We start from the raw sequence: 18,572 nt of genomic DNA on the forward strand, positions 1-18,572 counted from the left end.
CCCCGCGTGAGGGAAGGGGTCAGGCCGCGATGCGCGTCCACGCGTCGGTGCGCACGCGCCAGCTCAGGGTGCCCAGCCGCGCGAGCAGGTAGACCCCGAAGAACGCGACGGCGAGCCAGACGAGGCCGGCGGAGCCGTCGACTCCGGTGGCGGCGATGATCCCCAGCACGGGCAGGAACGGCAAGAGGTTCAGCAGCCCCGCGATGGCGAGGTAGCGCGCGTCGTTCGCGCCCATCAGCACGCCGTCGAGAACGAACACGATCCCCGCGATGGGCTGCGCGACCGCGAGCACGAGGAACGCGGGCTGAACGAGCGCGCCGATCTCGGCATCCCCCGTGAAGACGATGCCCATGACCCCCGACAGCGCGGCGATGACGGCACCGACGATGACTCCGAACCACGCTCCCCAGGCGACGGTGCGGCGCAGCACGCGGTCTACCTGGGCGACATCGCCCGAGCCGAGGCTCCTGCCGATCATCGCCTGCGCCGCGATCGCCAGCGCATCGAGCGCGAATGCGGCTGTCGAGAAGATCGTGAAGGCGATCTGCCAGCCGGCGAGCTCCTGCGTGCCGATGCCGGTCGCGACGCCGACGGTGGCGAGCAGGGCGACGCGCAGGCTGACGGTGCGCAGGAACAGCCATCCGCCCGAACGGGCCGTGCCCCGGATGCCGTTGCGCTGTGCCCGCATCGATGCGCCGTGCTTGAGGGCGAGGCGTCGGATGACGACCACGTACGCCGCAACCATGCCCCACTGCGCGGCGACCGTGCCGAACGCGGAGCCGGCGATGCCCCAGCCGAGCCCGTAGATGAAGATCCAGTTGAGCAGCGCGTTTGCGCCGAAGCCGAGACCGGCGATCCACAGCGGGGTCATCGTGTCCTGCATCCCGCGCAGCAGTCCGGTGGCGGCGAACACGATGAGCATCGCGGGCAGGCCCCACATGGAGATGGAGAGGTAGGTCTGCGCCTCGGCAGAGACGGCGTCGGATGCCCCGAACGCGGCGACCAGCGCCGGGCTGGCGAGGGAACCGGCGACGGCGAGCACGGCGCCCAGGCCGAGCGCAAACCACATGCCGTCGATGCCGACGGAAACGGCGTCGCCAGGCTTGCCGGCTCCGAAGCGGCGGGCGACGGCGGGGGTGGTGGAGTACGCCAGGAAGATCATCAGGCCGACGATCGTCTGCAGCACGGCGCTGGCGATGCCGAGGCCGGCGAGCGGTGAGGTGCCGAGGTGGCCGACCATCACCGAGTCGAGGATGAGGAAGGCGGGCTCGGCGACGAGGGCGCCGAGCGCCGGCACGGCGAGCCGCAGGATCTCGCGGTTCAGTGAGAGCGCCGGGGAGGGGGATGCGGTGGATGCCACGTGACGAGCCTATGGGGTGGTGTGGACGGGCTGTCTCGGTGCCGCGTGGTCTCGCGGTTAGGCTGGTGACTTTGAGTGAGGGGACACCACATGACGTCTGCATCCGCATTCCGCACGCTCGTGCCGATGGCCGCCGTGATGCTGCTCCTGGCGGGATGCAGCGCCGAGCCGACGGGCACGCCAGCCAAGGAGCCCGCCGCCAGCACCGGCAGCACCGCCGCTCAGGATCCCTCATCGGACGCTGTGCTGGCGGAGGGCACCACCGACCTCGGCGAGAACGGTGTGATCACCTCGGTGGTCCGCTCGATCACCGCCGACGAGAAGGTGATGCACCTGCGGTACGCGCTCACGCGCGACGGCGGCGACGAGCCCCTGAGCTTCTTCAGTCTCGGCATCGGCCACGCCCCCACGGTGACGGACCTGGCGAACCTCAAGGCCTACCGGCCGTTCTGTGCGGAGGGGAGCTGGACCGGCGATGGCAAGCAGAAGTGCACGTACACCGTGCTCGGCTCGGTGCCGCACTACGCGAACACCGACCTCGCGCCGGACGCGACGATGGAGATCGGCGTGCTGCTGCCTGCGCCCGAGGGCCAGCCCGAGACGGTCGATGTCATCCTCGGAGATGGCCTGCCCGGGTTCTCGGCGATCCCCGTCACCTATGTCGACGACGCGCGATGACGCGGATCGGCGCCATCGCCCTGGCGGCGATGCTTGGGGCGCTCGTCGCGACGCCCGTGCACGCCTCCACGGATGAAGACTCCTACCTCGACGCCGAGATCACGCAGGCCATGATCGCGGCCTCGACGATCGATCTCGATGCGCGCGCCTCGACAATCGATCTCAACGCGGCCGATGCCACGATCGAGCTCGAGCAGACGATCGAGGAGCGCGAGCATCGCACCGTGCGCCTGACATCGGACCTGCTGTTCGCGTTCGATTCCGCAGACCTCACCGAGGCCGCCCGCGGTGCGGTCGCCGACCTCGCGGCCGGCATCCCCGACGGGGCGGCTGTCTCGGTCGACGGACATACCGATTCGATCGGCGACGGCGCCTACAACGACGACCTTTCCCGGCGTCGGGCCGACGCTGTCGCCGCTGTGCTGGCGGAGGCCCGACCGGATCTCGGACTCACCGTCAGCGGGCATGGCGAGCGGGAGCTGCTGGTCAAGGAAGGCGACGGCGACCAGGCCCCGAACCGGCGCGTCGAGGTCGGTTTCGATGCGCCGCGACGCTGATCTCTCCGCGGGCCAGCACAGCACGGGCCGGCGGCACTCGCGAAGCTCCGCACGCAGGCCCGACAAGCGCGAATAAGGTGTGATCGCCCCCGGTTGGCGCCAGACCCCGCAACTCGGAGAGCCATCGCTTGTCGCGCCGCCCGCGTACCCTGGAACGACGGAGGTGCCCGCCATGTCCGAGGCGATGAGCAATGCCGGCCGATACCGCGCCCGCCGCGATAGCGGCGACAGGGCCGAGATCGAGCCTGAGACCGAAGCACCGATGGTGCTGAACTCACAGAACAAGGCGGAGTTCGTCGAGACCGCCATCCAGCTTGCGATCCGCCGCGGCGAGTTCGACAACCTGCCCGGCGCCGGCAAGCCCCTCGAGGGTCTCGGCACGCACCACGATCCCGACTGGTGGATCCGCCGCAAGATCGAGAACGAGAACCTTTCGGGGCTGGGACGACCCGCCCTCATGCTGCGTGTCGAAGACCGTGAACTCGACGGCGAGCTCGATCTGCTCGGCCGCGAGGAAGACGTGCGCACCGTGCTCGAGGACTTCAATCGTCGTGTGATCGGGGCGCGCCGTCAGCTGCTGGGTGGCCCACCGGTGGTGACGCAGCCCCGCGATGTCGATGCCGAGGTGGCGGCGTGGCGAGAGCGCCGCGCGGCGCGGCAGACGGATGCCCGTGCCGAGACGCCCACGGATGCCGAGCCGCGACGCGGCCGGCGCTGGTGGCGGCGTCGCTGAGCGGCGCTAGCCGATGACGATGATCTGCTCGGGCGTGCGAGCCTCGATCTGCACGAACTCCTCGTGCGCGCGGATCTCGCCGGACACGCAGATTTCCGTGTGGTCGTACTCGAGCGCCGGATCGAACGGGAACGCGCTGCGGTGGTCGTCGAATATGACCGCCGTGAACCCGGCAGCGTCAGGGTGATCGCGTCCGAGATTGAGGAACGTCGGTTGGCCTTCGCTCTTCACCGCAGTGAAAGTGCTCACGACCGAGCCGCAGACCGTGGCGGTGCTGCCGACGTTCGCTCGTGCCTCCGACCAGTCGAGCGCGCCCTCCGGCCGTTCTGACGGCGTCGTCTGCTCGACATCGGCATCGATCGCAGCGGGTTCCGAAGGCGAATATGCAGCCTCGAGCACCGTGCACGCGCAGAGCGGCAGCGGCAAGAGGAGAATCGCGAGGAGGCGGAGCTTCACAGCCTGTAACAGTAGCGGCTTGGCTCGGAGCCACGTCGCCGCAGATGCGAGGCGTCGGCGGGGACGCCCTCCCGGGCCTGATGTCGCCGCAGCGAATAGGCTGAACCGCATGACTGACGTTCTGCCCTCCGGCCTTGCCGTCTCCGAGTTCAGCTCCGACATCCGTCCGCAGGACGACCTCTACCGCCACGTCAACGGCGCGTGGCTCGAGGCCGCCGAGATCCCCGCCGACAAGGCACGCTGGGGGTCGTTCCACATGCTCGCCGAACAGGCCGAGAAGGACGTTCGCGAGATCATCGTCGAGTCGCAGGATGCCGCCGAGGGAACCCTCGAGCGCAAGGTCGGCGACCTGTTCCGCAGCTTCATGGACACCGAGCGCATCGCCGAGATCGGCCTCGCGCCGCTCGAGGCCGAGCTCGCGAAGGTCGACGCGATCGACAGCATCCCGTCGTTCCTGCACACCGTCGGCACCCTCGACCGCGACGGCATCGCCGCGCTGATCGGCGTGTTCATCGAGCCCGACCCGGGCAACCCCGAGCGCTACGTGCCCTTCGCCGTGCAGGCGGGCCTGTCGCTGCCCGACGAGAGCTATTACCGCCTCGAGAACTTCGAGGGCACCCGCGCCGCCTACCGCGCGCACCTCGAGCGCATCCTCACTCTCGCCGCGGTCGCTGACGCTGCAGGCGAAGCCGACCGGGCCTTCGGCCTCGAGCACGAGATCGCCGGTCATCACTGGGACAACGTCGCCTCGCGCGACGCCGTGAAGACCTACAACCTGAAGACCTGGGACGAGTTCCAGCAGCTCGTCGGCATCGACCTCGCCAGGTGGCGGGACGCGGTTGCCGTCGCCAACCCGAGCGCATTCGACGAGCTCGTGGTCTACCAGCCGAGCTTCTTCGAGGGCCTCGGTGCCCTGCTCGTCGACGAGCGCCTCGACGACTGGAAGGCATGGCTGCGCGCCAAGGTCGTGCACGGCATGGCCGCCTACCTCACCGACGACTTCATCGACGAGAACTTCTCGTTCTACGGCACCGAGCTCACCGGCACCCCGTCGATCCGCGAGCGTTGGAAGCGCGGCGTCTCGCTCGTCGAGGGCTCGCTGGGCGACGCCGTCGGCCGCATCTACGTCGATCGTCATTTCCCGGCTGAATCGAAGGCCGCGATGGACGAGCTGGTCGCCAACCTCATCGAGGCCTACCGCCAGAGCATCCAGAAGCTGGAGTGGATGAGCCCCGAGACGCGAGAGAAAGCCCTCGCCAAGCTCGACACCTTCCGCCCGAAGATCGGCCACCCCGACGTCTGGCGCGACTACGACGGCGTCGACATCGACCCGACCGACCTCGTCGGCAACGCCCGCCGCGCGACGGTCTTCGAGCACGACCGTCAGGTCTCGAAGGTCGGCAAGCCCATCGACCGCGACGAGTGGTTCATGCCGCCGCAGATGGTCAACGCGTACTACAACCCGCTGATGAACGAGATCGTCTTCCCCGCGGCGATCCTGCAGTACCCGTTCTTCGACCCGAAGCGGGACGCAGCCGCCAACTACGGCGGCATCGGCGCGGTGATCGGTCACGAGATCGGTCACGGCTTCGACGATCAGGGCAGCCGGTACGACGGCGACGGCCGTCTGCAGGACTGGTGGACGGATGCCGATCGTGCGGCGTTCGAAAAGCGCACCAAGGCGCTCATCGCCCAGTACGACGCTCTCGTGCCGCTGGGTCTGAGCGACGAGAACCACGTCAACGGCGCGCTGACGATCGGCGAGAACATCGGTGACCTCGGCGGTCTGGGCATCGCGCTGAAGGCGTACGAGCTCTCGCTCGGCGAGAAGTCGGTCCCTGAGCCTGTCGAAGGGCCCGTGATCGACGGCTACACGGGCATCCAGCGTCTGCTGCTGTCGTGGGCGCAGGTGTGGCAGCAGAAGAGCCGCGACGCCGAGACCATCCGTCTGCTCACGATCGATCCGCACTCTCCGAACGAGTTCCGGTGCAACCAGATCCTCAGCAACATCGACGCCTTCTACGAGGCGTTCGACGTCAGCGAAGGCGACCGGCTGCACCTGCCGGCGGAGCAGCGCGTCACCATCTGGTGAGCGCGGTTCCGCCTCCAAGGGCCGCGGGTTACGATGACCGGGGCGCCGCCGATAAGGCCTGTGAGGGTGTGCTGAGCGCCCGGCCGGATTCCCCTTCTCTCGGATAGGACACCGCGCGTGGTCTCGTCGCCCGCTCCCGAACCGTCCTCCGGTGTGCCCGCAGCCCGCCGCCGAACACAACGGAGCCTGCGGCGCGCTCCACGGCGCGCGGCCACCGGACGGCGATCGTTCGCACCGAGCCTGCGTCGTCTGGAAGAGCTGGCGCAGAGCGGAGCGCAGGTCTCGGTGCACGTCGTCGAGCTCGACTCGGGTCGCGTCGTGCTGAGCGGAGACGACCACGTTCCCCTGCCGATCGCGGGGCTGGGGGCCGTTCCCGTGCTGGTTGAGACCGCCGCGTGCTTCGAATCCCGGGCCCTCGACCCCCTGCAGATCGTCGACCGGTCCGACGATCAGGTCATCGGCTCGGGTCTGTGGCGGCATCTGCTCGCGCCTGCTCTCCCGCTGGTCGACCTGGCTGTGCTGGCCGCGGCCGCGGGCGACCCCAACGCCGCCAACGCCCTGCTCGACGCGGTCGGTCATGAGCAGGTCCGCGCGCGGATGGTGTCGCTCGGGATGCCGCGCAGCGCCGTGCTCGACCGGTTCCGCGACAAGCGCGGTCCCGACGATGCCCCGCACGTCGCCGTCGGCACGACCCGCGAGTTCGCGAAGCTGTTCGCGGCGCTCGTCGATTCCCGCGCTGTGGACGCCGCTGTCAGCGCCCAGGTCGCCGAGTGGCTCAGCCTGAATCAGGACCTCAGCCTCGTGGCATCCGCGACGGGACTCGACCCGTTCGCGCACGACGACGATGCGCACGGCCTGCTGTTCATCAACAAGACCGGCCGCGACCGAGGGGTGCGCGCCGAGGCGGGGGTGCTCGTCGGGCCGCGCACCGGAGTCGCCTACGCCCTGACCGTGTGCTTCGATGACCTCTCGATCAGCCACAGACTGCGCGCGCATGACGCGTTCCGTGTGCTCGGCACCGACCTGATGGAGTACACCCACTGAGATCGGCTGGCGGTTGCGGCGCGCTTCGGGCGGGAGCCCGAGATCCGGCAGGGTCGCGCGGCGGCGTCCGAGATCCGGACGTCGGCCTGAGACCCGGATGCTTCGGCCTCGGGCGTCCGGGTCTGGGGCGGTCTGCCGGATCTCGGCAAGCTTCCTGGCGGTGGCGACGCGTCTCGACCGGTTCGCGCGGCGGCGTCCGAGGCCCGGCAAGCTGCGCGGCGACGCCCGAGATCCGGACGTCGGGCTGAGTTCCGGATGCTTCGGCCGCAGGCATCCGGATCTGGGGCGCTCTGCCGGATCTCGGCAAGAAGCCCGGAGCTTCGGACCCGGCAAGGCGGCCGGGTCAGCGGGGCAGGGCGGGGTGCGCCTCCGCTGCCGGATGCCGGGGGATCAGGAAGGTCAGCGCGAAGCCGATGATCCCGGCGACGATCGACAGCCAGAAGCACACCTCGAACGCAGCTCGGGTGGGGATCGCCCGGCCGTCGACCTGGATGCTCATCGCGGCGAGCACTCCGCCCATCACCGCGGAGGCGGTGGATGTGCCGACCGATCGGAACAGCGCGTTGAGCCCGTTCGACGCGCCCGTCTCGTGCGCGGGGACGGCGCGCATGATGATCATCGGCATGGCGGCGAAGGAGAAGCCGATCCCGATCCCGATCAGCACGTTGGCGACGACGAAGTGCCAGATCTCGGTCGACCAGATCAGCACGAAGGCATAGGCGAGCACGATCGCGGCCGTGCCGACGGTGAACAGTGGGCGCGGACCGACGGTGCGCTCCAGCCACCCGGAGAGGGGCGAGATGATCATCATCATGACGCCCGAGATCGCCACGATCATCGCGGCGGTGAACATGTCCAGACCGAGTCCCGACCCGGTCTCGCGAGGCAGCTCGAGCATCTGTGGAAAGGTGACGTTCGACGAGAACAGGGCGAAGCCCATGCCGATCGCGGCGATGTTCGTGAAGAGCACGGCCGGTCGGGCGGCGACGCGCAGGTCGAGCAGCGGCTCCTTCGCCTTCATCTGGTACCACCCCCACACGGCCAGCACGACGAGGCCGGCGATCAGGCATGCCAGCGCGAAGGGAGAGCTCCACCCCCACTCCGCCCCGCGTGAGACGTAGAGCAGCAGACCGGTGAGGCCTGCTGCCAGGCCTACCGCGCCGAGGATGTCGAGACGTCCTGGTGCGAGCAGCACGTCGTCCGGGACCACGAGCAGCACCAGCACCAGACCGATCACGCCCAGCGCGGCGGCGAGCCAGAACAGCCCGTGCCAGTCGGCGTTCTCGGCGACGAACGCCGCCACCGGCATCCCGACCGCTCCGCCCACGCCCATCGTGGCGCTCATCAGTGCAACCGCAGTGCCGAGCCGTTCGGGCGACAGCACGTCGCGCATGATCGCGATGCCCAGGGGAACGACGCCGGTCGTCGCGCCCTGCAGAGCGCGACCGATGATCACGCCGATGATCGACGACGACAGCGCCGCGACGATCGAGCCGACCACCAGCAGGGCGAGCAGCGCGATCACGACTCGGCGCTTGCCGTACATGTCGCCCAGACGGCCTGAGATGGGCGTAGCCACGGCGGCCACCAACAGGGTGATGGTGACCACCCAGCTGGTGTCTTCGCGTGAGGCGTTCAGCAGTCTCGGCAGCTCCGCCTGCAGCGGGACGACCAGGGTGAACATGAATGCCGAGCAGAGGCCGACGAAGGCCAGCACGGCGATGATCGCCCCTCGGCGAGGGGTGCGGGAGAGCCGCCTTCTCGCTCTGTCATCCGCACCGCTCACCGAAGAAGGCTACCGGTGCTGGGCGGTGCGGCGGCGCGCCGCGACGAGGAAGCCTGCGGTTGCGATGGAGCACACGATGATCGCGACGATGCTCGCCTCCGGCCCGAAGGCGCCGCCGGAGAGCCAGTCCGGACCGCTGGTCGTCGCCGTGACGAGCGAACCGCGCTCATCGGATCCCGAGACGACCGTGCCGAAGATGCCTCCGATCGCTACGTTCCAGCCGAAGTGCACGCCGATCGCCAGCCACAGGGAGCCGGTGAGCAGGTAGGTGGCTCCCAGCAGGAGGCCGGCCTCGGTCGCGATCGCCAGAGCTCCGGCGAGGGTGGCTCCCGGGTTCAGCAGGTGCAGCAGTCCGAAGAGCGCCGACGATGCGACAAGTGCGACGACCGCTCCCCACCGACCGTTCAGCAGGCGGAAGACCACGCCGCGGAAGAAGACCTCCTCTGCGACAGCGACGGCGGACATCATGCCCACCGCCGTGAGTGCGCCGGTGATCGACCCCCAGCCCGTGATCCGGTATGCGCCCAAGAGCGCGAGGATGCCGATGGTCGCCGCCGCGAGCCCGGTGCCGAGGGCGATTCCCCAGAGCACGTGCCGGGCGCCGCCCGGCTGGGTGACCTCCATCACCTCTCGCTTCTCTATGCGTCGACCGACCCACGCATAGAGGGCGATCATGCCAGCGGCGAGCGCGGGGCCGATGATCAGACTGGCGATCGGGTTCTGCACGGCAGCCGCGACGGCGTTGGCGGCGAGCATGGCGACCGCCATGCCCACGACCAGGAATGTCGTGCGGAGGCGCTGTCGAGTGCGGTCGCCGGACGGGGAGGGCGCGGCGGGGCGGTGGACGGATGCGGGGGTGGGACGAGTCTGATTCGTCATGGCTGCTCCTCGTTGTGGGTGTGACAACGACGCTACGGAGCCGGCATCCGGCGCGAATCGCCCGTGTGAGGACACTTCGGATCCCTCGCTCGGGGGACCCGGCAGCCGGATGCCGACCGCAGGCGCTCAGCGTGAGGCGAGACCCGCCCGGTGCGCGAGCACGACGGCTTGAACCCGATCGCGCACGCCCAGCTTCATCAGGATGCGCGAGACATACGTCTTCACTGTCTCGTGGCTGATGACGAGCTGCGCGGCGATCTCGGCATTCGACTGCCCGTCGGCGAGCAGCACCAGCACGTCGCGCTCGCGAGCGGTGAGCGCGTCGAACGTGGTGCTGTCGCTCTCGGACGGTCGCAGGCGCTCGCCGTAGCGACCGATCAGCGCACGTGTCACGGCGGGGTCGAGCAGGGATTCGCCTGCGGCGACCGTTCGGATCGCGGCGGTCAGCTCCGCCGGACGAGCGTCCTTGAGCAGGAACCCGCTCGCGCCGGCGCGCAGGGCGTCGTACACGAGCGAGTCCAGCGAGAAGGTGGTCACGACGAGCACGCGAGCGGCGATCTCGGCATCCGGACCGGCGATCCGTCGGGTCGCTTCGATGCCGTCGAGAAGCGGCATCCTGATGTCCATCACGACGACATCGGGGCGCTCGCGTTCGACGAGCTTCACCGCGTCGATGCCATTCGTCGCCTCGCCGACCACCACGAGGTCCGGCTGGGCGTCGATGATGGTGACGAATCCGGCGCGGATGAGATCCTGGTCATCGCAGACCACGACGCGCAGGGGGGCGCCCGACGGCTGAGCGGTCACAGCGGGATCCTCGCCCGCACCACGAACGCGTCGCCCTGGGCTGCGGCCTGCAGATCCCCGCCGAGCGACTCCACCCGCTCCCGCATGCCCACGATCCCTCGCCCTCCCGCCGTCGACGTCGGTTCAGGTCCTGTGCCGGAGCTCACGACCTCGACCAGGATCGCATGCTCATCGTGCGTGACGTCGACGGTCGCGGCGCCGTCCGTTGCGTACCTGCGGGCATTCGTGATGCTCTCCTGGATGACCCGCACGACAGCCAGCCCGGCTGCGCCCTGCAGTCGGCGCGGCTCACCGTGCGTGCGCAGTCGGATGCTCTGACCCGCCGCCCTCGCCCCTGCGACGATCTCATCCGGGGTCTGCAGCATCGGGGCGCGCGAATCGGACGAGCCCGCCTCCAGCGCGCCGAGCAGGCTGCGCAGATCGACGAGCGTCGCCCTGCCTCCGTCGGCGATCGAGGCGAGCACCGCCTGCGTGCCCGCGTCGAGGTTCGGCTGGTACCCGCCGGCTTCGGCCTGCACGACCATGGCGGTCACGTGATGGGTCACCACGTCGTGCAGCTCGCGCGCGATGCGCGAGCGCTCGGCCGCGATGGCATCCCGCTCCGCCGCCACCTCCCGCGCGCGGCGTGCTGCAGCCTGCGAGCGCAGCCATGAACCCCAGATCCAGAGGGCGGCGAGCAGCATCCCGAAGGTCAGCGTGTCGACGATGGTGAGGTGCACATCGAACGCGAGCAGTGCCGCGGCGAGCGCGACGTACGCGCTGAGTGCGATCACCGCGGTCAGCCGGCGGTGCTGTTCGATGAGCGCACCCGCCGCCACCAGGGTGACCAGCAGCCCGAGTGCGGCGAACGTCGTCGGGTAGCCGAGCAGCTGGTAGGCGGCGAACGCCGCACCCGTGACGGCGAGAGCCCACCCGGCTCGCCACCGGATGAGGGCGACCGCGCCGCCCTGCACCACCAGCAGCGCGATGCCCAGCAGGTCGAGCGGCCGATCCGGAAGCCCGGCGAGCTCGAGGCCCTGCCGTGCGACCCCGGGGACGAACGACAGCCCGACCAGCGCGACCGCGAGCAGGATGTCCCACCGGGCGCGGATGAATCGCAGGCCGGGGATCGTCACCCCTGCATCGTACGCACGGGCGCGATCAGGTCGCCGTATCGAACGGCCGGCTCCCGGTGCAGCTGCGCCTTGATCCCGGCGGTGAGATCGTCGGCGGTGATCTCGTGCGCGCCGGCCTCGAAGCCGTCGAGCGCGGCGGTCACGATCGCCGACGGCGAGCTCTTCGGCGCGTCGACCGCCGCGGTCATGTCGGTGTCGACCAGGGCCATGAGCAGGCCCGTCACCTGAGTGCCCTGCGAAGCGAGCTGCACCCGCGTGGCGTCGGTGAGGCTCCACGCCGCTGCCTTCGACAGCGCGTACGAGGTGGCGCCAGGGGCAGAGAACCATGCCGCCGCCGAGAGCACATTGAGGATGCCGCCGCCGCCGTTCGCGGCGAAGATCGGCGCGAAGGCGCGAGTGAGGTGAAGCGGACCGAAGAGGTTGGTCTCCAGCTCGCCGCGGATGGCGTCGAGTTCTCCGTCGAGAAGATCGGCTCCGGACGAGACGCCCGCGTTGTTGATGAGCAGCGTGACGTCGCCTGCCCGCGCCGCCAGCTCCCGCACCTGCGCCTCGTCCGTCACGTCGAGTGCGATCTTCTCTGCGCCCGTGTTCGGGATGGACTCGAGGTTTCGTGCGGTGGCGTAGACCTTCCTCGCGCCGCGGTGCAGCAGCTGTCGGACGAACTCTGCGCCGATGCCGCGGTTGGCGCCGGTGACCAGGACGGTCGCATTCTCGATCAGCATGTCAGCCTTTCTGTAGTGAGCACTATGCAATGCGGCCTACCGTAGCAGATTGGCTAGCGGACGCTATAAAATGGGTGACATGGCAGGCAGACCGAGGGCATTCGATCGCGATCAGGCGCTGCTCATCGCGATGGAGAGGTTCTGGCGCGACGGGTACGAGGCGACAACCATCTCCGCGCTCACGTCGGCGATGGGGATCACGCCGCCCAGCCTCTACGCCGCGTTCGGCGACAAGGATCGGCTCTTCGCCGCGGCGAGTGCCCTGTACGTCGACGGGATCACGGCCCAGGTCGAGAAGGCGCTGGCGCTGCCGACCCTGCGCGAGGCCATCACCGAGATGCTCGTCCTCACCGCCGCCGCGCAGTCGGATGACGGCTCACCGGCCGGCTGCTTCCTGGCGACCGAACCGCGGCTCGCCCGCGAGCGCGCCGCGCTGCGCGAACGGGTCGCCAGCCGTATCGCGCGAGCCGTACGAGACGGCGAGGTCGCACCCGACACCGATCCGGAGCAGTTCGCCGCATACGTGATGGCCGTGCACACCGGGCTGTCGTCTCGTGCACGTGATGGCGCCACCACCGACGAGCTGATGGCCATCGTGCAGGTCGCTCTCGGGGCGCTTCCGCCCGCCTGACTCGGCTGAGCGGAGTCCGAGCTTCGCCCGAGATCCGGACGCTCGCCCGAGATCCGGATGCCTGGCCCTCAAGCATCCGGATCTGGAGCGGTTCACCGCGTCTCGGCGCGCTGATCCGGCATCTGGATGCTGGTCAGCTGACGCCCTTCATGAGCTTCAGCACCGGCTTCACCGACACGAACAGCCCTGCGCCGACGGCGATCGCGATCAGGCCGAGCACGGTGAAGTACGGCACCTCGTTCTGCGGGTCGTAGAACTGCACGAGCCATCCCGAGATAGCCGTGCCCAGCGAGATCGAAAGGAAGAACAGCGCCACCATCTGCGTCTTGAACCGCGCGGGTGCGAGCTTCGTCGCGGCCGAGAGGCCGATGGGCGAGAGCAGCAGCTCGGCGACGGTGAACACGAACAGGATGCCGACGATCGCCAGCAGCGGGGTCGAGCCCTCGCCGCCGTTCGCGAACGGAAGGAACAGCAGGAATGCCCCTCCCATCAGCGCGGTGCCGAGGGCGAACTTCATCGGCGTCGACGGCTGGCGCGTGCCGAGGCGGGTCCACACGGCGGCGAAGATGCCCGAGAAGACGATGATGAACACCGGGTTGATCGACTGCACCCACGACACCGGCATCTCCAGGCCGAAGATCGAGCGGTCGAGGCGCTTGTCGCTGTACACCGTCAGCACGGTGAACTGCTGCTGGTAGAGCGACCAGAACGCCACACTCGTGATGAACAGCGGAACGAACGCCCACACCCGCGAGCGCTCGGTGGAGTCGACCTGCCGGCTCGAGAGGATCACCGCGAAGTAGGCGATGGTCGCGCCGAGGGCGCAGAGGATCACGATGGCGGCCAGGTTGTCGGCGCGGATCACGCCGATGAGCACCAGCACCGCGATCAGGGCGATCGCGGCCACCGCGATGCCGCCGAACAGCGGGTAGCGGCTGCGCGGCAGCGGGTTCGGCACCTCGTGTGCGGCAGCAGGCAGCGCCTTGCGTCCGAAGCTGTACTGGATGAGGCCGGCCGTCATCCCGACCGCGGCGAGGCCGAAGCCCCAGTGGAAGCCGACGGACTTCTGCAGCAGGCCGGTCAGCAGCGGGCCGAAGAACGAGCCGAGGTTGATGCCGAGGTAGAAGAGCGAGAATCCGGCATCCCGTCGGGTGTCGTCCTCCGAGTAGAGCGTGCCGACGACCGCCGTCGCGTTGGCCTTCAGACCGCCCGAGCCGAGGGCGACGAGCACGAGGCCGATGGCCACGCCCGCGATCCCGGGAATGAGCGCCAGAGCGAGGTGTCCGGCGACGATCACGATCGCGCTGCCGAACAGCACCCGCTCCGAGCCGAACAGCCGGTCGGCGAGCCAGGCGCCGAGGATGGTCGAGAGGTAGACCGACCCGCCGTACGCGCCGACGATGCCGCCCGCGACCGCCTCGTCGAGTCCCAGCCCGCCCTCGGTGACGCTGAAGTACAGGTAGATGAGCAGGATGCCCTGCATGCCGTAGAAGCTGAATCGCTCCCACATCTCGACGCCGAACAGGTGAGCAAGCGCGCGCGGCTGCCCGAGGAAGCGGGTGTCGGTATGCGCGGAATCAGTGGCGTTGGAGGGAGGATTCACCCGTCAATAGTACGCGGCGAGCCTCGTCCGGCACCGGGAAGGTCTGTTCCGGCAGACGCCGGTGCGATCAGCGACGCCGACTGCGCGCCAGGCCGATCACGCCGGCGATCACGATCACCACGGCGACCACGATGGCCGTGATCCCGATCGCCGTGCTGTGCGGATCGCCGCTCAGGCGGCCGAATGCCGCCCATGCCAGGCCCCACGCGGTGGCCAGAGCCGGCGCCAGCCGGCGGGTGAGCAGGGCACTCGCCACAGCGATGAGCCCCACCACGACGAGCACGCTCACGCCCCAGGCATCCGCCTGCTCTCCGAGCTCGGCGGGCAGCGTCTGAGTCAGCCAGGCGCCGATATTCGCGACGGTCGCTATGGTCACCCAGCCGAAGTGCAGCCCCATCACGGCGTCGAAGAGAGTGAGCTCGATGATTCCGGCAGCCCGGCGTCGGCTCAGCTGCACGATGATCACTGCCAGCACGGCGGTCAGGGCGGCGATGACGATCACCGTGGCGGGCAGATTCAGGTAGCGAGCGGCGACCAGCCAGAGACCGTTCAGCACCATGGACAGCGCCACCCACCATCCGGTGCGCACCTGTCGCGGGTTCTTCCGCTGCCCCGGCAGCGCCTGCCAGATCGTGTATGCCGCGAGGCCCAGGTAGATGACCGACCAGATCGCGAACGCGGGACCGGCCGGAGCGAGGTAGGAGCCCTCCGCCGACAGGGCGCCGTTCTGCAGCTCGGGAACGGACTCGCCGCCGAACGCACCGCCGCCGACGGCCGCCCCGATGATCATGAACACCGCCGCCGCGATGATGGTCGACTGCCTCGCGATGTCGCGTCCGGTGCTGTTCATGGCCCCGACCCTACTCGGGCGAAGCGGCAGCCTCGCCAGCGTTGACAGGACGGGGCTGGCAGTGCAGTGGGCTTCCCGGCCTGCTGAGCGCCCCGGTACGCTGACACCGTGCGCACGATTCGAGATCTCGACACCGTTGAACTGATCATCGATGCCCAGGAGCTGCTGGATTCGATCCGCGGCGAGAACCGCGTCATCGACGCCGGCACTCTGCGCGCTCTGCAGCACTCGGGCAACTACGTCGTCGGGCTCTTCGACGACAGCGAGGGTGAGGAGCGGATGGTCGGGGCCTCGATCGCCTTCTTCGGCGAGCCCGCGCGGCGCACCATGCACTCGCACATCACCGCGCTGCTCCCCGAGTACCGCGGTCGCGGCTGGGGCCGCGAGCTCAAGGAGCACCAGCGGCAGTGGGCCTTCTCGCGCGAGGTCGGCCGCATCACCTGGACGTACGACCCGCTCGTCGCCCGCAACGCGCACTTCTTCCTCACCGTGCTCGGCGCACGGGTCAGCGGCTACTCCGTGAACCGGTACGGCATCTTCGGCGGCGGTGACGCGGGAGACGAGAGCGATCGCCTCGACGTGCAGTGGGCACTGGCCGACATCGCGAAGCCTCCCGCATCCGACACCGTCGTCGCCACGCTCGAGATCCCCGCCGATGTGGAGTCGATGCGCGTCGCGGATCCGGATGCCGCGCACGAGTGGCGTCTGCGTCTGCGCGGTGAGATGGAGGAGCTGCTCGGCCGTGGCCTGCGCATCGCCGGCTTCGACAACGAGCGCGGATACCTGTTCACCGAGTAGGCGGCAGCACGCGCCCGCCTTCTCCCGTCGAGAGCACGGGACCTCGTCGAGTGCACCGGCTATTCGCGCGAGCGAGCCGTGCGTTCGCCGAGATGCCGTGCTCTCGACGTCGGGGGAAGGGGTCAAGAAGAAGCGGGCGGAAGCACGAACTCCCCGGTCTCCCCGGGGTTGACCGCGATCTCCCAGCGGAATCCGTCGGGGTCGGCGAAGTAGCCGGAGTACCCGCCCCATTCGCGCCGGGTGGCCCGGGAGACGGTCGCGCCGATCGCTTCGGCCTCGGCGAGCACCGCGTCGACCTCGGCTTCCGTGGCGAGGTTGTGCGAGAGGGTGACGGGCGCGATTCCGGATGCCGGTGCCGCCCCGATCTCGGAGGTGAAGCCGGCCACGCTCCACAGCGACAGGATGACCCGCTCCGCGACGGGCAGCATGATCACCTCTTCGGATTCGAAGATGGGCTGCCAGCCGAGACCGTCGACGTAGAACGCCCTCGTGCGGGCGACGTCGGCCACGGCGAGGGTGATGAAGCTCACGCGCTGTTCCATGCCTCCAGCATCCACCCGCGCACGACATGCCGGAAGGGCGTCGCGGGTAGGATTGGGATGCCCGTGTTCACGGGCTTCTCACCCGCAGCATCCGACCATTGGAGCCACCGTGGCCGAACAGTCCCGTCTTGACAAGGTCATCGCCCTCGCCCGCCACCGCGGGTTCGTGTTCCAAGCGGGTGAGATCTACGGCGGTTCGCGTTCGGCATGGGACTACGGCCCCCTCGGCACCGAGCTGAAGGAGAACATCCGTCGGCAGTGGTGGCAGACGTTCGTGCGCGGGCGCGGCGACATGGTCGGCCTCGACTCGTCGATCATCCTGCCCAAGCGCGTGTGGGAGGCATCCGGCCACGTCGCCACCTTCTCCGACCCGCTCGTCGAGTGCCTGCAGTGCCACAAGCGGCACCGCGAGGACCACCTGATCGAGGCGTTCGTCGCCAAGAAGGGTCGCCAGCCCGAGAACGGCATGGCCGACATCGTCTGCCCCGACTGCGGCACGCGCGGCAAGTGGACCGAGCCGAAGTCGTTCTCGGGTCTCGTGAAGACCTACCTCGGCGTCGTCGACGACGAGTCGGGTCTGCACTACATGCGCCCCGAGACCGCGCAGGGCATCTTCGTGAACTTCTCGAACGTGCTCACCGCCTCGCGCAAGAAGCCGCCGTTCGGCATCGGCCAGGTCGGCAAGGCGTTCCGCAATGAGATCACGCCCGGAAACTTCATCTTCCGCACACGCGAGTTCGAGCAGATGGAGATCGAGTACTTCGTGCCGCCGGCCGAGGCGAAGGAGTGGTTCGACCACTGGGTCGAGGCGTGCTGGAACTGGTTCATCGACCTGGGTGTCGCGCCGGAGAACATGCGTCAGTTCGACGTGCCCGAAGACGAGCGCGCGCACTACTCTGCCGGCACCATCGACTTCGAGTACCGCTTCGGCTTCCAGGGGTCGGAGTGGGGCGAGCTGATGGGTGTCGCCAACCGCACCGACTACGACCTCTCCAGCCACACCGAGGCGTCCGGTCAGTCGCTGACGTACTTCGACCAGGCATCCGGCGAGCGCTACACGCCCTACGTGATCGAGCCGTCGTTCGGGCTCACCCGCGCCATGATGGCGTTCCTCGTCGACGCGTACGAAGAGGAGGAGGTGCCGAACGCCAAGGGCGGCACCGACACCCGCACGGTGCTCAAGCTCGACCCGCGCCTGGCTCCGGTGAAGGTCGCCGTGCTGCCGCTCTCGCGCAACGAGCGCCTGTCGCCGCTGGCGCGCGAGGTGGCCGACACGCTGCGCGGCAAGTGGACGATCGACTTCGACGACGCCGGCGCCATCGGCCGCCGCTACCGTCGTCAGGACGAGGTCGGCACTCCGTTCTGCGTCACCGTCGACTTCGACTCGCTCGACGACAACGCAGTCACGGTGCGCGACCGCGACACCATGAGCCAGGAGCGCGTGCCGCTGGACGCTCTCGAGGCCTATCTGGCCGAGCGCCTGCGCGGCGCCTGACCCCGTTCGACGAGGCCCCGATTCACCTGGTGAATCGGGGCCGCGTCCTGTCCGGCGCTCGCGAGCGAGAACGCGGACGGGCCCCTCCCGGATGCTCCGGAAAGGGCCCGCTCGCTGGATCAGTCGGGGATCAGAAGTCTTCGCCCTCGGCCTGGGACGGGTGACGGTCGAACCAGTAGGGGCGGCCGATGTGCAGCAGTGCATCGGTGTCGATGAGGTCGTTCTCGCGGTCCATTGTGCGGCTCCTTCGCGCGGGATGGATGGTGATCTGCATCCAGCATCCGCCACTGTTCTGCATCCTTGCGCGCGGAAGAGGCCGAAAGAATCGGGGAAAGTACGCCAGTGGTTAAGGTGTGCAACGTGCGGCCGCTACGGAGGAGAAATGCCGCTGGGGAGGAGGCTCCTCGCGGATTCCTCCTCCCCA

General features: G+C 69.2%; 18 protein-coding genes. 8 read left to right on the top strand and 10 right to left on the bottom strand.

The window, feature by feature from the left end:
• Positions 1-19: 19 nt before the first annotated feature.
• On the bottom strand, positions 20-1,360 hold the full coding sequence (locus tag ACIPV2_RS10215; protein WP_400840881.1) for an MATE family efflux transporter: 1,341 nt from the start codon (positions 1,358-1,360) through the stop codon (positions 20-22).
• A 90-nt stretch (positions 1,361-1,450) separates the two neighbouring features.
• Between ACIPV2_RS10215 and ACIPV2_RS10220 the strand changes: the two genes are divergently transcribed.
• The 3 genes from ACIPV2_RS10220 to ACIPV2_RS10230 all read left to right on the top strand — a co-directional run bounded on the left by ACIPV2_RS10220 (position 1,451) and on the right by ACIPV2_RS10230 (position 3,328).
• A complete protein-coding gene (locus ACIPV2_RS10220) occupies positions 1,451-2,038 on the top strand; it encodes a hypothetical protein (protein WP_400840883.1) in 588 nt (195 codons plus the stop codon).
• A complete protein-coding gene (locus tag ACIPV2_RS10225; RefSeq protein ID WP_400840885.1) occupies positions 2,035-2,595 on the top strand; it encodes an OmpA family protein in 561 nt (186 codons plus the stop codon). The genes ACIPV2_RS10220 and ACIPV2_RS10225 overlap by 4 nt, the downstream gene beginning before the upstream one ends.
• Before the next feature lie 172 nt (positions 2,596-2,767).
• The gene (locus tag ACIPV2_RS10230) at positions 2,768-3,328 is read left to right on the top strand and encodes a DUF1992 domain-containing protein (RefSeq protein ID WP_400840887.1); all 561 of its coding nucleotides are present in this window, start codon (positions 2,768-2,770) and stop codon (positions 3,326-3,328) included.
• 6 nt (positions 3,329-3,334) lie between these two features.
• Here ACIPV2_RS10230 and ACIPV2_RS10235 read toward each other — a convergent pair whose 3' ends face one another.
• Positions 3,335-3,784: a hypothetical protein gene (locus ACIPV2_RS10235; RefSeq protein WP_400840889.1), complete on the bottom strand. Its 450-nt coding sequence runs from the start codon at positions 3,782-3,784 to the stop codon at positions 3,335-3,337.
• A gap of 109 nt (positions 3,785-3,893) precedes the next feature.
• On the opposite strand from ACIPV2_RS10235, the gene ACIPV2_RS10240 reads away from it, so the two are divergent.
• The gene (locus ACIPV2_RS10240) at positions 3,894-5,876 is read left to right on the top strand and encodes a M13 family metallopeptidase (RefSeq protein WP_400840891.1); all 1,983 of its coding nucleotides are present in this window, start codon (positions 3,894-3,896) and stop codon (positions 5,874-5,876) included.
• Between the two features lie 117 nt (positions 5,877-5,993).
• On the top strand, positions 5,994-6,920 hold the full coding sequence (locus tag ACIPV2_RS10245; protein WP_400840893.1) for a serine hydrolase: 927 nt from the start codon (positions 5,994-5,996) through the stop codon (positions 6,918-6,920).
• Between the two features lie 343 nt (positions 6,921-7,263).
• Here the strand turns inward: ACIPV2_RS10245 and ACIPV2_RS10250 are convergent, their stop codons facing one another.
• The 5 genes from ACIPV2_RS10250 to ACIPV2_RS10270 all read right to left on the bottom strand — a co-directional run bounded on the left by ACIPV2_RS10250 (position 7,264) and on the right by ACIPV2_RS10270 (position 12,229).
• Entirely contained in the window at positions 7,264-8,706 is a 1,443-nt protein-coding gene (locus ACIPV2_RS10250) for an MFS transporter (RefSeq protein WP_400840894.1), read from the bottom strand.
• 9 nt (positions 8,707-8,715) lie between these two features.
• Positions 8,716-9,585, bottom strand: a complete 870-nt coding sequence (locus ACIPV2_RS10255) for a type II CAAX prenyl endopeptidase Rce1 family protein (RefSeq protein WP_400840896.1) — start codon at positions 9,583-9,585, stop codon at positions 8,716-8,718.
• A gap of 126 nt (positions 9,586-9,711) precedes the next feature.
• Positions 9,712-10,392 carry a response regulator gene (locus ACIPV2_RS10260; RefSeq protein ID WP_400840898.1) on the bottom strand — a complete coding sequence of 227 codons (681 nt, stop codon included), beginning with the start codon at positions 10,390-10,392 and terminating at the stop codon, positions 9,712-9,714.
• Positions 10,389-11,507, bottom strand: coding sequence for a sensor histidine kinase (locus ACIPV2_RS10265; RefSeq protein WP_400840900.1), 1,119 nt, complete (start codon positions 11,505-11,507; stop codon positions 10,389-10,391). Before ACIPV2_RS10265 ends, ACIPV2_RS10260 begins: the two co-directional genes overlap by 4 nt.
• Entirely contained in the window at positions 11,504-12,229 is a 726-nt protein-coding gene (locus ACIPV2_RS10270) for an SDR family oxidoreductase (protein ID WP_400840902.1), read from the bottom strand. The genes ACIPV2_RS10265 and ACIPV2_RS10270 overlap by 4 nt, the downstream gene beginning before the upstream one ends.
• A gap of 79 nt (positions 12,230-12,308) precedes the next feature.
• Here ACIPV2_RS10270 and ACIPV2_RS10275 point away from each other — a divergent pair, with 79 nt between their 5' ends.
• A complete protein-coding gene (locus ACIPV2_RS10275) occupies positions 12,309-12,860 on the top strand; it encodes a TetR/AcrR family transcriptional regulator (protein ID WP_400840904.1) in 552 nt (183 codons plus the stop codon).
• A gap of 133 nt (positions 12,861-12,993) precedes the next feature.
• Here ACIPV2_RS10275 and ACIPV2_RS10280 read toward each other — a convergent pair whose 3' ends face one another.
• Both ACIPV2_RS10280 and ACIPV2_RS10285 read right to left on the bottom strand, forming a co-directional pair.
• Positions 12,994-14,370, bottom strand: coding sequence for a peptide MFS transporter (locus tag ACIPV2_RS10280; protein ID WP_400841806.1), 1,377 nt, complete (start codon positions 14,368-14,370; stop codon positions 12,994-12,996).
• 160 nt (positions 14,371-14,530) lie between these two features.
• Positions 14,531-15,313 carry a TspO/MBR family protein gene (locus ACIPV2_RS10285; RefSeq protein ID WP_400840906.1) on the bottom strand — a complete coding sequence of 261 codons (783 nt, stop codon included), beginning with the start codon at positions 15,311-15,313 and terminating at the stop codon, positions 14,531-14,533.
• 108 nt (positions 15,314-15,421) lie between these two features.
• On the opposite strand from ACIPV2_RS10285, the gene ACIPV2_RS10290 reads away from it, so the two are divergent.
• On the top strand, positions 15,422-16,111 hold the full coding sequence (locus ACIPV2_RS10290; protein ID WP_400840908.1) for a GNAT family N-acetyltransferase: 690 nt from the start codon (positions 15,422-15,424) through the stop codon (positions 16,109-16,111).
• A 122-nt stretch (positions 16,112-16,233) separates the two neighbouring features.
• On the opposite strand, the gene ACIPV2_RS10295 is transcribed toward ACIPV2_RS10290, so the two are convergent.
• Positions 16,234-16,653: a VOC family protein gene (locus tag ACIPV2_RS10295; RefSeq protein ID WP_400840910.1), complete on the bottom strand. Its 420-nt coding sequence runs from the start codon at positions 16,651-16,653 to the stop codon at positions 16,234-16,236.
• Between the two features lie 109 nt (positions 16,654-16,762).
• Between ACIPV2_RS10295 and ACIPV2_RS10300 the strand changes: the two genes are divergently transcribed.
• A complete protein-coding gene (locus ACIPV2_RS10300; protein WP_400840912.1) occupies positions 16,763-18,148 on the top strand; it encodes a glycine--tRNA ligase in 1,386 nt (461 codons plus the stop codon).
• Positions 18,149-18,572 lie beyond the last annotated feature (424 nt).

The sequence above is a fragment of the Microbacterium sp. NPDC089987 genome, from assembly GCF_044748505.1.
Classification (GTDB): domain Bacteria; phylum Actinomycetota; class Actinomycetes; order Actinomycetales; family Microbacteriaceae; genus Microbacterium.

Coding starts and splice junctions, on each gene's coding strand:
- ACIPV2_RS10220 (WP_400840883.1), top strand. CDS start 1,451: ATGACGTCTGCATCCGCATTCCGCACGCTCGTGCCGATGGCCGCCGTG.
- ACIPV2_RS10225 (WP_400840885.1), top strand. CDS start 2,035: ATGACGCGGATCGGCGCCATCGCCCTGGCGGCGATGCTTGGGGCGCTC.
- ACIPV2_RS10230 (WP_400840887.1), top strand. CDS start 2,768: ATGTCCGAGGCGATGAGCAATGCCGGCCGATACCGCGCCCGCCGCGAT.
- ACIPV2_RS10240 (WP_400840891.1), top strand. CDS start 3,894: ATGACTGACGTTCTGCCCTCCGGCCTTGCCGTCTCCGAGTTCAGCTCC.
- ACIPV2_RS10255 (WP_400840896.1), bottom strand. CDS start 9,585: ATGACGAATCAGACTCGTCCCACCCCCGCATCCGTCCACCGCCCCGCC.
- ACIPV2_RS10270 (WP_400840902.1), bottom strand. CDS start 12,229: ATGCTGATCGAGAATGCGACCGTCCTGGTCACCGGCGCCAACCGCGGC.
- ACIPV2_RS10275 (WP_400840904.1), top strand. CDS start 12,309: ATGGCAGGCAGACCGAGGGCATTCGATCGCGATCAGGCGCTGCTCATC.
- ACIPV2_RS10280 (WP_400841806.1), bottom strand. CDS start 14,370: ATGTGGGAGCGATTCAGCTTCTACGGCATGCAGGGCATCCTGCTCATC.
- ACIPV2_RS10285 (WP_400840906.1), bottom strand. CDS start 15,313: ATGAACAGCACCGGACGCGACATCGCGAGGCAGTCGACCATCATCGCG.
- ACIPV2_RS10295 (WP_400840910.1), bottom strand. CDS start 16,653: ATGGAACAGCGCGTGAGCTTCATCACCCTCGCCGTGGCCGACGTCGCC.